Genomic DNA, 13,167 nt, shown 5'->3' with positions numbered 1-13,167 from the left:
GATCTCGAAGATCCATTCGTCGCCATGCTAGGACGGCGCTGGCGTCCCGTCGATCCCCTCGGACGGGGATGCATCCTTCTCGCGAGCCGGAAAACTCCTCGTTCCGGGGCCTCCGAAGATCACAGTCTCGTGCATATGATCTTGCGGGAAGCCGCCCGAAGAGACGGTTTCGTCCACATTAGACGAGGAGCACCATGCTCAGGAAAACGCGATGGCTGTTGGCCATCGCCGTCACGGCCACGACACTGACCGCCCTACCGGGCGGCTCCGCCACGGCCGGGCCAGGCGGAATCGGCACGACCGGCACGTCCAGGACCTCTGTCGACGGGAAGACGCACACCGTCACCCTGCTGACCGGGGACGTGGTGACCGTACGGAGCACCGGATCGGGATGCCCCAAGGCCACGGTGCGGCCGGCCGACGAGAACGCGGTCATCCAGCAGACCTGCGGCCCCGACGGTCACCTGCACGTCGTACCCGCCCGCGTCGCGTCCCAGATCGGTCCGGTCCTCGACCCCGACCTGTTCGACGTCACCGTGCTGATCGCCGACGGGTACGACGACGAGAACACCACGGACCTGCCGGTCATCGTGCAGCCCGCCACCGCTTCCGCCCGGGTGGCCGCACTCGGTGACGTGCTGTCGCTGCCCAGCATCGGCGCGGTCGCCGGCCACGTACCCAAGAAGAGCCCGGCCACCGCGAAGCTGGCGACCGACTCGCTGCTCGCCGGCGCGAAGAAGGTCTGGCTGGACCGCAAGGTCCGCGCCACCGCCCTGACCGGCGGCGGACAGCACGCCGACCTGGACCGCAACCTCGGCCAGATCGCCGCGCCCGATGCCTGGAAGGCTGGTTACACCGGCCGGGGGACCACTGTCGCGGTGCTCGACACCGGTGCCGACTTCACCCACCCGGACCTGGTCGGCCGGGTCGCCGACCGGGCCGACTTCACCGCCGAGGGCGGTGACGCCGTCGACCACAACGGCCACGGTACGCACGTCGCGTCGACCATCGCCGGCACCGGCGCTGCCGCCCGCGGTCAGCGTCGCGGCGTGGCGCCTGACGCCAAGCTGGTGATCGGCAAGGTCCTCGACGACCACGGTTCCGGTGCGGACTCCGGGATCATCGCCGGCATGGAGTGGGCCGCCACCCGGGCCGACGTCATCAACATGAGCCTCGGCGGCAGCGACCCGGACGACGGCAACGACCCGCTCTCGCTGGCCGTCGACGGACTGAGCAGGTCCACCGGCGCGCTCTTCGTCATCGCCGCCGGCAACAGCGGCGGGGCCATCTCCTCGCCGGGGTCGGCCGCCAGCGCGCTGACCGTCGGCGCGGTCGACCGGAACGACAAGCTCGCCGACTTCTCCAGCCGTGGGCCGCTGGTCACCAGCAACGTGGCCAAGCCGGAGTTGGTCGCACCCGGCGTCGACATCGTCGCCGCGCGGGCCGCCGGCACCAACCTCCAGGACCCGATCGACAGGTACTACGAGGCCATCAGCGGCACCTCGATGGCCAGCCCACACGTGGCGGGCGCCGCCGCGCTGCTCGCCCAGCGGCACCCGGACTGGACCGGCGCGCAGCTCAAGGCCGCGCTCGTCGGTGCCGCCGACCCGCTGAGCGGCGTCGACGCGTACGCCGTCGGTGCCGGTCGGCTCAACGCGGCCCGGGCCCTCGGCGGCCCGACCAGCGACCAGCCGGTCGTCAACCTCGGCACCTTCGCGTACCCGCAGTCCGGCACCAGCGAGGCGAAGCTGAGCTGGACCGGTGAGTCGACGACCGTGCTCGACCTCGACGTGTCGTTCGTCAACCACGACGGCCAGTCGGTGCCGCGCGGCGCGGCGTCGCTGTCGGCGAGTCGGGTGACGCTCAAGCGCGGCGCGACCGCCGGCGCGACAGTGCGGATCAACCGCGCGGCGCTGGCCGCCCGGCCGGGCTTCTACCTGGCCACCGTCACCGCCCGCGCCGCCGGGCACAAGCTGGTCTCGACCACGCCGGTGAGCTTCTACGTCGAGCAGCCCAGCTATGACCTGACGATCCGGACGAAGCCACTGCCCGGCCTCAAGGAGGGCGCGGAGAGTTGGATCAACCTGCTGGTCACCAACCTCACCGACCCGGTGGTCTACTACAGCGGTGCGGGCGGTACGCCCGGCGACACCTTCACGCTGCGGGTGCCGGCCGGCCGGTACGCGATCCTCGGCTCATCCGTCGCCTACTACGTCGACAGTGACGTGCTGGAGACGACGCTCGCCGCCGAGGCCGACCTGGACGTGCGCGATGCCCGAAGCGTGACGCTCGACCCGGCGCGGGCCAGGCCGGTGACGGCGACTGTCGACGGGGTGCCCACCACACCCACCCGGACCGACCTCACCAACGTCCAGACCGCCCCGAACGGGCTGTCCTGGTGGCACCAGGTCAGCGGGTACGGGGCCCAGACGACGGTCCGCACCACCGCGCTCCCGAAACCCGGCGTTGGGTCCCGGCGCACCTGGGCGGCCGTCAACCTCGACTCGCCGGCCGGCACCGCCAGGCCGTACCGCTACAACCTGGTGCACGAGTACGCGGGCGGAGTACCGGCCGACCCCGCCTTCCGGGTGAGCAGAGCCGAACAGGCGAAGCTCGCTCGGATCGAGGAGCGCTTCCACCAGATGGACTCGGAGGGGATGGTCACCCAGCTGATCCGCAGTGGCTTCACGCCCGACGGGGTGCCGGTGACGCAGACCCACGAGGGCAACCTGCCCCCGTACCGCACCGACTACCTCTCGCCCGGCTATCTGTGGGCCGACGAGGGTGTCTACGGTGGCCTGTCGGCGCAGGAGGCGCCGCGCAGCTACCAGCCGGGCAGCCGGCAGACCAAGGTCTGGGCGCGGCAGCCGCTGCACTCCGGCTGGTACGACGACCCGGCCGGGGCCGAGTCCAGCTGCGCCACCGCGCCGTCGCGTACCCGGGGCAACCTGCACATCGACCTGGTGTCGCTGACGGACCAGCACCAGCGGGCCGACTGCCTCCAGGGCGGCTCGATCGGGGTGAACCGCAAGCTGTCGGTGTACCGCAACGGCAAGCTCGTCGACGAGCGGGACCGCCCGCTCGCCGACGTCACCGTTGCGCAGCAGATGGCCGACTACCGGCTGACCCTCGACGTCGACACGAGCCTGATCCTGCCGATCTCGACCAGGGTCAACACGTCGTGGACGTTCCGGTCGGCCGGACCGGACGGCACCGGCAGTGTGCCGCTGCCCCTGCTGGCGGTGGACTACGCGCTGCCGATGGACACCCTCAACCACGCCACCGGCGGGACGGCCGAGCTGGCCGTCCGGCAGATGCGGGGAATCAAGGCGCGGAAGGTGACGTCGTTCCAGGTCTGGACCTCGACGGACGACGGTGCCACCTGGACGTCGGCCCGGGTCACCGGCACCGGCGACACCTACCGGGTCGCTCTGCCGACGGCCGCCACCGGACAGCCCGTCTCGCTGCGGGTGAAGGCCGCCGCCAACGGCGGCAGCGGCATCGACCAGACCATCATCCGGGCGTACAACGCCGGCTGACGGTCCGCGCACTGGTGCGGCCCGGCTCCGGCCGGGCCGCACCACCGCTTGCAGCTCCGCGTCGATCCGGCACCCGCGGCGGGACAGCTCACTGACCCTCCCAGACCGCCTTCGCGCCAGAGTCGCCGGTGCGGATCACGTAGTACACGGTGACGGCGGCGGCCAGCAGCGACAACACCTGCAACGCCGGAGTCAGCAACCGACTGGACCGCCCGCCGTCGGTGGTGGTCGCCTCGCCGCCCCTCGGCGGCACGAAGCGGACCAGGGCCAGCGCCACTATCGCCAGCCCGATGGTGGCCCAGAGCGTGATGTCGCCGAACTCCTGGTGCGCCTCGATCGTCGGAGCGAACTCCGGGGTGACCCGGTTGGCGGCGCGCATGCGCTCGAAGAAGGCATCACCGGACAGCTTCGCCAGCAGGGCGGCGAGCGGCGCACCCACGGCGAGCAACCCCAGCACCCAACGGGTGTGCGGCCGGATCGGCGGAACGAGCGCGTAGCCGACCGTCAGCAGGGCCAGCAGCGGCACGAACACCACAGCGGCGTGCAGCACCAGCGGGTGGGCGGGGATGCCCATGAACTCCTCGAACATCGCCGTCTCCTCCTGACACGGGCCGGACGTCGATCGTCCAGGAAAGGACGCTAACGGTACCCAAGGGACGTGTCAGCCCCCAAGATTGCCGACGGCGTCGACCCGGCCCCGCGTCACGAGGTGCTCAGCGCAGGCCTTTACCGAAATTGCTGCTCAGGGCGACCCACGAGGCGCAGGGCAGCTCGCCGGGAGCCAACTGGATGTGCGCCGGCTGCCAGAGCTCGGCACCCTTCTCGGTGACGCGGGCGAAGATGCAGTCGTACTGCGCGGCCCGCAGCGCCACACCGACCGTGCCGTTCTTCGCCGCCACCTCCAGCGTGATGGCAGGGTCGAGCTTCAGGTCGGCGATCGCCGCGCGGACGGCGGACTCGTCCGGGTCGACGGCGTCCAGAGCGCTCTTCAGGCGGTCGTCGACCCCGTCCAGCGACGGGTCCTGTCTGACCTGGAGAGGATCATTGGCCGGGCACTCGATGTCGTCGTCGCGGTCGTCGTCGTCCGGGCCGAACTGAAGCCGAAAGCAGATCGGCTCGTCACGTTCGTCGATCACCGAGCCGTCCGCGCCGATCTCCACGCCGTGGCCCATCACCCGCAGCACCAACGTCACGCCGGTCTCCCAGTGCGTCTCGCCGGTGACCGAGAGGACCGCGACGTCGGGGTGCTGGCTGGCGGAGTGCACGTACTTGTCGGCCTGGTAGAGGTGGTCGTACTCGAAGCCGAACAGCACCCGGTCGACCTTCTCCGCGGCGTCGGCCACGGCACTGTCGTGAGTCGGGTCGTCCGGGCGGTCGACGTACTGCCAGAGACCGACGCCGACCAGCGCCACCACCAGCAGCGCCGCTCCACCAAGGACCGCTCGCCGTCTTCCCTTCGCCACGGACGGGATTATGTCGCAGTCGGGACCGCGCCGATGCCCCTCGGCTACCGGGAGCGCGGCAGACAGTCCTTCTTGTACTTGAGGCCCGAGCCGCACCAGCAGGCGTCGTTGCGCTCCGGCGGCCAGGCGATCCGCGCGCTGGGTCGCGCCTGCACCTCGGCCGCGTACCCCGCCCGGACCGCCGCGTCGGCCGGGTCGCCGTCACGTCGACCGGCGAACGCGTTCAACCCGTCCACTGTGGCGCGGAACACGCCCAACCCGGACTGACCGGCACCCCTCAGCCGGACCAGCTCCTTCTCCAGCCGGCCCCGGTGCGCGTCCCAGTCCGGCCCGTACACCTCGCTCAGCGCGGCGTGCTCCGCGAGCAGCCGGTCGAACTCCGCCCGAGGCCAGAAGAGCAGGTCCGACTCGGCGTCCCTGCGCTCCCCGGCCCGGCGCACGAGCTGGGTCTCCAACCGGTCCGCCAGGTCGTCCTGCCGGTCGTGCGGCAGGTTGAGATTCCGGCGTACCCGGTGCCGCTGTTGCAGCAGGAAGAAGACGACACCGGGCGCTTCCGGCGGACCGAGATCCACCACCGGGTCGATCGCGGTGCTGGCCGGCCCGGACGCCGCGGTCGCGCGCTCGCTGAGCAGGCTGTCGACCGCCTCGCTCAGCCACGCCTCGGCGATCGCCGAACGACCACCCGCGTCCAGCGCCGCACTCACGTAGGCGGGAGCGTCGGGCTGCGTGAGCAGCAACGGGCGCAGCGCGGTCAGCTCCGCCACCGCCTCGTCGTCCCGACCGCCGGCCCGGAACAGCGCCCGGGCCCGCAGCGCCCGAGCGAAGCCGGCCCGAGGATCGTCCCCGGACGGGTACGCCGCCAGAGCCTGCTCCGCGTACCGCAGGGCGGCATCGGGTCTCGCCCGGATCTCGGCGATCTCGGCGGCCAGGGTCAGGGCGTCCCCGGCGTCGTCCGGATCCTCCAGCCGGCCCTGCTCGGCCGCCTCGGCGAGGTCGGCGGCGACACCGAGCGGGTTGGCCGTCCCAAGCGCTGAGCGGCGAAGTTCAGCGAGGTCAGCCTTGGTGAGTACGTCTCTCGTCGGCACGATCTCACGGTACGTCGGGGTGCTCTCGGTGTGCGGGCAGATCACCTGTTACGCCGCTCTCACACCGCCCGCAGCTCCGACCAGCGCCGCCCGCAGTCATGACCACGCGCCGGCTGCCGCCGCCCGGGCGACGTAGGTGTCGAAGTCGAGCGGGTCACGCCCGAGCACCCGCCGCACCCCGTCGGCCGGCTCGGCGAGATGACCCGCTCGCATCCCGGCGAACAGGACGTCCATCGCCGTGACCACCTCCGGCGGAAGGCCCTCGGCGAGAAGTTCGGCCCGGTACTGCTCCGGTGTGAGCTGCACGTAGCGGATCGGGCGACCGGTCGCCTCGGCGATCATCGCCACCGCCGCGGCGAAGGTGAGCGCGCGAGGACCGGACAGGTCGTACACCTGTTCGTGGTGACCGGGCGACGTCAACAGCGTCGCGGCCACGTCGGCGATGTCCTGCGCGTCGACGAACGGCTCCGGGGTGGCGCCCATCGGCAGGGCCAGCCGACCGTCGAGCAGTGGTTGGCGCCACAGGTCCTCGCTGAAGTTCTGACTGAAGTTGTTCGACCGGAGAATCGTCCACTGGACGCCGGATTTCCGCACCGCCTCCTCGGCGGCGACCATGCCGGGGGAGAAGTCACCGATCTGGTCGATCCCGCGCCCGGACAGCGCCACGAAGCGGCCGACACCTGAGTCGACGGCCTGCGTCACGAAGTCGGCTGCCAGCGCGGGGTCCTCCGGAGCCAGCAGATAGACCGCCGAAGCTCCCGCCAGCGCCGGCTGCCAGGTGGCCGGCCGCGACCAGTCGAACCGCACCTCACCGGAGCGGGAGGCCGCCCGGACGTGCCGGCCCGTGGCTCGCAGCGTCCGTACCAGCCGGCGACCGGTCTTGCCGGTCCCGGCCATCACGAGTATCGAAGGTGCGTCCGTCGTCATGGTCACGAGTCAACTCGCCCGGCCGCCGGCAGGACATGCGCTGTCGTACGCCGCGCATGTCCGATCGTCCGCGCCCTGTCGCCGGGGCTCTATCGTCGGGGCCATGGACCCGTTCGACACCCTGTTGCGGGGCGTACACGCCGACGGTGCGGCCTTCGGCCGGTCGGAGCTGACGCCGCCGTGGGCACTGCGGTTCACCGACGGCGCACCGCTGACGCTCTGCGTCCCCATGCGGGGTGAGGGCTGGATCTCGCACCCGGAGAGCGACAAGCCCCGCCTGGTGCGGGTCGGTGAGGTCGCCGCCGTACGCGGGCCGACGCCGTTCACGTTCTCCGCCGAGCCGCGGTCGAGCTTCGACCCCGGCGAGCTTCGGGACGTGCGGCGTGGCCGGACCGGGACGGTGGACGCGGATCACACCGAGCGCCTGGTGCTGCTGGTCGGCGTGTACCACGTCCGGGGTCGGGTGCCCCAGCGGCTGCTGGGCGCGCTGCCGCCGGTGGTCGTCGTGCCGGACGACCACGACTGTGCCTCGCTGCGCGACTACCTGGACGCACAGCTCGACGCGGGCCGGCCCGGCCGGCAGATCGTGCTGGACCGCCTCCTGGACTGGTTGTTGGTGTGCACGGTGCGGGACTGGTTCGACCAGCCCGACGCCGAGGCTCCCGGCTGGTACCGCGCGCTGAGCGACGACACGGTCGGCCCGGTGCTGCGGGCCATGCACGACGACCCGGGCAGGTCGTGGACCCTGGCCAGCCTGGCCGGGCAGGCCGGAGTCTCACGGTCCACACTGGCCAAACGGTTCACCGCGTTGGTGGGTGAACCGCCGCTGACCTACCTGACCGACTGGCGGATGACCCTGGCCGCGGACATGCTGGCCGAGTCGACGGCGACCGTCGCCGCCGTGGCACACCAACTCGGGTACGCGGACGCCTTCGGCTTCAGCGCGGCCTTCAAACGGGTCCACGGGATGAGCCCGAGCGGGCACCGACGGCTCGCCCGCGACGGCGAAAAGGCGGCCTGACCGGCGACGTTCGAGCGCCGTGGACTTGCCGGCCGATGCGGTGATGAGCGTGATGACTCACAGGCATATTGATGCCTCACAGTCATCACGCTCATCACCGCGTCCGATCCCTCAGACCTCACGCTCCGTGGTGCTGGTCGCGCATGGTCGAGGGCGATCAGAACTCCTCGTACACCGCGGGGTCCTGGTCCGCGAGCCGCCCGTCCGGGCGGCCCAGCGCGGTGATGGCCTCGACCTCACCGTCGGTGAGCTTGATGCCGAAGACGTCCAGGTTCTCGGCCTGCCGCTGCGGGGAGGCGGCCTTGGGCAGCGGGATCACCTGGCGGGTCACGTGCCAGGCGAGGATGGTCTGCGCCGGGCTGACGCCGTGGGCGGTCGCGATCTCCACGATGGCGGGGTGCTGCAGCAGGTCGTTGCCGTGGCCGAGCGGGCTCCACCCCTGCACGAGGATGCCGTGCTCCCGGTGGTGGTCGAGCGCCTCCTGCTGCGGGAAGTACGGATGTACCTCGATCTGGTTGACCACCGGGGCGACCCCGGTCTCGGCCACCAGCCGGTCGATGTGCTCGGGCAGGAAGTTGGAGAGGCCGATGTGCCGGACCAGGCCGCGCTCGCGGGCCTCGATCAGCGCCTGCCACGCCTGCACGTACAGGTCGACAGTGGGGTTCGGCCAGTGGATCAGATACAGGTCGATCCGGTCGAGGCCGGTGCGGAACACGCTCTCCTCGATGGTGGTCAGCGCCTCGTCGTGGCGGTGGTGCCGCCCCGGCAGCTTCGAGGTGACGACAAGCTCGTCGCGCACGTCACCCGCCGCACGAGCCGCCCGGCCGACCGCGCCCTCGTTCTCGTAGTTCACCGCAGAGTCGATCAACCGGTAACCGGCCCGGATCGCCTGCCCGATCGCATCGACACCAGCCGAGCCGTTCAGTTGGTACGTGCCGAGCCCGATCGCCGGCAGAGTGGTGCCGTCGGCTGCCGTCAGGTGGGGAATCGTCATGATCGGAACCCTACTCGTGCGAGCCGTCCCGCAGGCCGTGTCTGCCGCCAGGACGGTGCCTCAGGCAGATCCGGGACCACCAGTGGGGGCATCTCGGATGGCGAGTGCGGCTTGGACGAGCGCGGCGTGGGTCAGCGTCTGGGGATAGTTGCCGAGGTGGGCACCCGTCGCGGGCTCCACCTCTTCGGCGTAGAGGCCGAGTGGGCTGGCGTGGTCGACCATGGCCTGGAACAGCTCGACAGCCTCGCGGCGACGTCCGGTGCGGGCAAGGCCCTGGACGAGCCAGAACGAGCAGGGCAGGAACGCGCCCTCGGTGCCGGGGAGGCCGTCACGTCCGGGCGGGTAGCGGTAGAGCAGTGGACCGCCGGCGGACAGCCGGTCCCGGATGGCGTCGATGGTGCCCCGTACCCGGGGCGAATCGGCCCGGTCCATCCCCAGCAGCGGCAGGACGAGCAGGGCCGCGTCGAGATCCTGCGAGCCGTAGCTGCGGACGTAGCTGCCCGCCATCGGGTCGAAGCCCCGCGTCCGGACCTCGGCGGCGATGGCATCCCGGGCTTCCTGCCAGCGTCGACGTTGACGGTCCGGCAGGTGGTGCGTGTCGGCGATGGCCAGGGCACGGTCCAGGGCGAGCCAGCCCATGAGCTTGGAGTGGACGTGTTGGGTGGGCTCCCGTACCTCCCAGATGCCAGCATCGGGTTCCTGCCAACAGTCGGCGACCACGTCGGCGAAACCGCGCACCGCCCGCCACGTCTCGGCGTGGAGGAGGTGTCCGGCCTGAGCGAACGCCCAGGCGGCGTCGATCACCCAGCCGTAGCCGTCGAGCTGGTGCTGACCGGCGGCACCGTTGCCCGTCCGCACCGGAAGGCTGTCGAGGTAGCCGGGCCAACCGGACAGTTCTCGTTCCGCTGGCACGTGCCTGCCGTGCAGGGTGAGCAGCGCCGGCAGGCGTGGCCGTTGCAGTCGGCTGGCGTGCAACAGCCACGCGAGGAAACCGCGAGCCTCGTCGGTCTTGCCGACGCTGAGGAAGGCGCTGACGCCGATGCTGGCGTCACGGGGCCAGACATAGCGGTAGTCCCAGTTTCGTCCCCCGCCGGGATCCTCGGGCAGTGAGGTGGTGGGTGCGGCCACCGGCGCTCCCGAGGGCGAGTAGGTCAGCAGCCGCAAGGTGAGCAGGCTTCGTACGACGTGTTCCCGGAACGGCAACCGCTCGTCGATCTCCGCGGTCCAGGCCCGCCAACGAGCTTCGTCCTCGACGAGCAGCTCCCAGGCCACTGTCGGGTCGACGTGGATCAGCGGTTCGCGGTGGGCCACGGCCAGTACGAGGGTGACCGGATGACCTGGCCGGACCGTGATCGAGGTTGGCCGACCCGGTTCAATTCTGAACGTGGGCGTGCTCTCCAGCGCGACCGCAAGCGCCCCCCACTCACACACGAGCCCTTGGCGCCGGTGCTGGGCCCGGGGCCGGCGGTGCCGTGCGCCAAGTCGGGGATCGAACTCCACCACCGCCTCGACCGCCGCCTGCTCGGCCGACAGCCGTCGCACGAACAGCGACGTGGGCAGCAGGCGACCGCTGACCTCGGCCACCATCGCCTCTGTGAGGCGGAGCCGGCCGCTGCCCACCGCCCAGGTGGTCTCCAGAGTGGCGGTGTGCTGCCGGTACCGTCGTTCGACGACCGTGGCCGGCCGCGCCGGGCCGACCCGGAACGTTCCGGCGTCCGGGCCCCCGACCAGCCGACCGAACAGGGGGTCGCCGTCGAAGCGTGGTACGCAGAGCCAGTCCATCCCGCCGTCACTCGCGACCAGGGCGGCGGTGCGCGTGTCGCCCAACAGACCGTAGTCGCTGATCGGTGGCCCGCCAGTCATGGAGATCGCTCCTCGACGAGCCGCGCCAGCGGGTTGCGGATCACCTGGCCTGCAGGAGCAGCCCGAGGCAGACCCCGTAGACGACGTGGACGACAACCGTGACCAGCGGGGTCTGGATGCCGTAGTTGAGGGCGAACAGCCCGGGCGGCTCCAACACCGCCGTGCTGGCCGGCCCCGCCCGTTGCGAGGCCATGCGCGGGTGGACACCAGGAAGCAGCGGCAGAATCACCGTCAGCGCGATCCCGACGTGCACAATCCCGAGCAACGCCCCGATCCACCAGGTCGCGCGGTGCAACAGCGCGAACGTGGCCGCGTAGCCGAGGGCAAAACCCTGCCCGGCGCAGAGGTGGAGGAAGAACCCGACGACCCGGGCCCGGTCGGGATCCCCGGTGACGAAGGCCCCGAGCACCAGGGGAAGGTCGAGCCGAGTGAGACCGGCCAGTTGAGCGGTGATCATCGCCGCGGTGAGCGCCGCGGTGGCGACCAACCCGAACAACGCCCATCCGGCCCAGTCCATCTCAACAGTCGTCGACGTCGCGGGCGTTCTCCGTCATCGGTCCACCCTCCGGTCGAACAGCGTGAAACCCGCGGCCCGGACCGGACACCCGCCTCGTCCGGCTTCGAGGACCGCCCGGTTTCTCACCATAAGCCACCGGACCCGTCACGCTGACCTGCTCGCCCAGACGTCCCTTGACTTGTTGGCAGTTGGACGGGCAACTCGGCCGCGTCAGTCATGGCCAGGACGGCGGAGGTGGGCCAAATGCGCGACGACTGGCCCGCACAGCCAAACTGGCGAGGGCAGCGTTGGCGCCACCACCAATCACAGCGCCGATGCCGAACGGCGCCGCTCGACCGAGAACGATGATTCCCTGCTTGGTCCCGTACTTCGTGATGAAGTGCTTCCCCAGGACCTTGTTGATCTGACGCAGCGTTTCGATGGGCACCTTGGCGACAACCTGACGTCCCCAGTGTTGCCCGGTGCGCTCGGCGACCTTGGTGATGGTGGCGGATCCGGATCCGCCGAGCATGATCCCCATGACGATCGTTCGGCGGCGCTCGACCTCGTCCATGCGGACTCCGTGGACTTCGGCGACCGAGAGCGCGAAGAGGGCGCTCAGCTGAAGTGACGAGAGGACTTCGCCGGCCGACAGTGCCAGTGCGACCCCCGTGCCGACGCCCGGCGCAGCTGCAGCTCCTCCAACCGCAGCGCCCGTCCCGGCCAGGGCGCTGACGTACATCCGCTCCAGATTGCGGATCACCTCCGCTGGTGTCGCCTCTGGGTTTCGTTGGCGGGCCCGGGCGATGTTCTTTCGCACCAGTGGGCTCTGGAGGGTGATTGCCTTGTCCAGGACGTCAAGGACCCTCTGCCCACGTACGGCCGCTTCCGGAACCGGTCCATCGAGGGCGTCGCGGTCGTCGCGTGTGGGATCTTCGTTCTGGGGTTCCTCAGCCTCAGGCGCCATCTCACAACCTTCATGATCGATAACGGGAGCATCACAGTAGGTGTCATCGTGGTCACCCCGGCTCATCCGGAGCGGTACCTCATCGCGCGTAGTGTCCACACGCGAATGACTGAACAGATCACACGCGCGGGTTGGGACGTCGCCTCGGCTGGCGGTGGCTTCCGTGCTCACGGGTTCGCCATCGGGGCGGCGGCGCCGATGACACCGCCAAAGAAGATCAGGACCGTGAGCGCGATCATCGGGCCGACGAAGACGTACCCGAGGATCAGACCCGTCACAGCCATGCCCCGCCCGGACTTCCTGCCGTCCCGGGTCTCGTGCAGACCGATGTGGCCGAGGACGACGGCGAGGACGCACGGCAGTCCGAACAGGCACCAGCCGCCGAGGAAACCGAGAATGCCGAGGACCATCGACGCGGTGGCGAGGTCGGACGACGGCGCGGCCTGTACGACCATCTGGGGCAGCAGCGGCGGGTAGTGGGTCGGAGGGTAGGGGCCGGCGGGCACGGCCGAGATCGGCGGCTGCGGTCGGGTCGGGTCGTATCCGGGCTGGTAGGACAAGGTGGCATCCCTCTTGGTCGTGTCGTCTGTCGGAGGTCAGTTCGTGGCGCGCGTCGTGGGCTCCAGTTGTTCGAGCAGGGTGCTCACCTCGGTGTGCAGCCGCCGCAGCTCCGCCGCCGTGGGGGCCAGCTCGTAGCAGTGGTGGTGCGTGGCGGCGGACAACGTCGCCCAGGCGAAGGCCACCCGACGGGCGGTTTCGGCACCCGGGCCGAGCCGGCCGCGCAGCATCAACTGCTTCGCGACCCTGCCGGC

The 13,167-nt window shown here is 70.9% G+C and carries 12 protein-coding genes; 2 read left to right on the top strand and 10 right to left on the bottom strand.

What is annotated here, in order from left to right; translation table 11 throughout:
- Positions 1 to 194 precede the first annotated feature (194 nt).
- On the top strand, positions 195 to 3,539 hold the full coding sequence (locus tag GA0070619_RS15625; RefSeq protein ID WP_088948751.1) for a S8 family peptidase: 3,345 nt from the start codon (positions 195 to 197) through the stop codon (positions 3,537 to 3,539).
- Positions 3,540 to 3,627: 88 nt separating this feature from the next.
- On the opposite strand, the gene GA0070619_RS15620 is transcribed toward GA0070619_RS15625, so the two are convergent.
- The 4 genes from GA0070619_RS15620 to GA0070619_RS15605 form a co-directional block, all read right to left on the bottom strand.
- Positions 3,628 to 4,128 carry a DUF2231 domain-containing protein gene (locus GA0070619_RS15620; RefSeq protein WP_088948750.1) on the bottom strand — a complete coding sequence of 167 codons (501 nt, stop codon included), beginning with the start codon at positions 4,126 to 4,128 and terminating at the stop codon, positions 3,628 to 3,630.
- Positions 4,129 to 4,252: 124 nt separating this feature from the next.
- Positions 4,253 to 5,002 (bottom strand): hypothetical protein, encoded by a 750-nt coding sequence (locus GA0070619_RS15615; protein WP_157744009.1) that lies wholly within the window; start codon positions 5,000 to 5,002, stop codon positions 4,253 to 4,255.
- A 44-nt stretch (positions 5,003 to 5,046) separates the two neighbouring features.
- Complete coding sequence (locus GA0070619_RS15610; RefSeq protein WP_088951827.1) at positions 5,047 to 6,087, bottom strand: SEC-C domain-containing protein; 1,041 nt, start codon at positions 6,085 to 6,087, stop codon at positions 5,047 to 5,049.
- 96 nt (positions 6,088 to 6,183) lie between these two features.
- The gene (locus GA0070619_RS15605) at positions 6,184 to 7,014 is read right to left on the bottom strand and encodes an NAD(P)H-binding protein (protein WP_088951826.1); all 831 of its coding nucleotides are present in this window, start codon (positions 7,012 to 7,014) and stop codon (positions 6,184 to 6,186) included.
- Between the two features lie 103 nt (positions 7,015 to 7,117).
- On the opposite strand from GA0070619_RS15605, the gene GA0070619_RS15600 reads away from it, so the two are divergent.
- The gene (locus GA0070619_RS15600; protein ID WP_088948748.1) at positions 7,118 to 8,035 is read left to right on the top strand and encodes an AraC family transcriptional regulator; all 918 of its coding nucleotides are present in this window, start codon (positions 7,118 to 7,120) and stop codon (positions 8,033 to 8,035) included.
- Positions 8,036 to 8,192: 157 nt separating this feature from the next.
- Here the strand turns inward: GA0070619_RS15600 and GA0070619_RS15595 are convergent, their stop codons facing one another.
- From GA0070619_RS15595 to GA0070619_RS15570, 6 genes are all read right to left on the bottom strand, one after another.
- The gene (locus GA0070619_RS15595; protein ID WP_088948747.1) at positions 8,193 to 9,029 is read right to left on the bottom strand and encodes an aldo/keto reductase; all 837 of its coding nucleotides are present in this window, start codon (positions 9,027 to 9,029) and stop codon (positions 8,193 to 8,195) included.
- Positions 9,030 to 9,089: 60 nt separating this feature from the next.
- Positions 9,090 to 10,892 (bottom strand): glycoside hydrolase family 15 protein, encoded by a 1,803-nt coding sequence (locus GA0070619_RS15590; protein ID WP_088948746.1) that lies wholly within the window; start codon positions 10,890 to 10,892, stop codon positions 9,090 to 9,092.
- 40 nt (positions 10,893 to 10,932) lie between these two features.
- Positions 10,933 to 11,409, bottom strand: a complete 477-nt coding sequence (locus GA0070619_RS15585) for a hypothetical protein (RefSeq protein ID WP_088948745.1) — start codon at positions 11,407 to 11,409, stop codon at positions 10,933 to 10,935.
- A 214-nt stretch (positions 11,410 to 11,623) separates the two neighbouring features.
- Positions 11,624 to 12,355 carry a hypothetical protein gene (locus GA0070619_RS15580; RefSeq protein WP_088948744.1) on the bottom strand — a complete coding sequence of 244 codons (732 nt, stop codon included), beginning with the start codon at positions 12,353 to 12,355 and terminating at the stop codon, positions 11,624 to 11,626.
- A gap of 167 nt (positions 12,356 to 12,522) precedes the next feature.
- Positions 12,523 to 12,915 (bottom strand): DUF4190 domain-containing protein, encoded by a 393-nt coding sequence (locus GA0070619_RS15575; protein ID WP_088948743.1) that lies wholly within the window; start codon positions 12,913 to 12,915, stop codon positions 12,523 to 12,525.
- A gap of 36 nt (positions 12,916 to 12,951) precedes the next feature.
- On the bottom strand, positions 12,952 to 13,143 hold the full coding sequence (locus GA0070619_RS15570; protein ID WP_088948742.1) for a hypothetical protein: 192 nt from the start codon (positions 13,141 to 13,143) through the stop codon (positions 12,952 to 12,954).
- Between the last annotated feature and the right edge of the window lie 24 nt (positions 13,144 to 13,167).

This window comes from Micromonospora zamorensis (assembly GCF_900090275.1).
Classification (GTDB): Bacteria; Actinomycetota; Actinomycetes; order Mycobacteriales; family Micromonosporaceae; genus Micromonospora; species Micromonospora zamorensis.
This window is presented reverse-complemented; position numbering and strand designations above follow the sequence as displayed.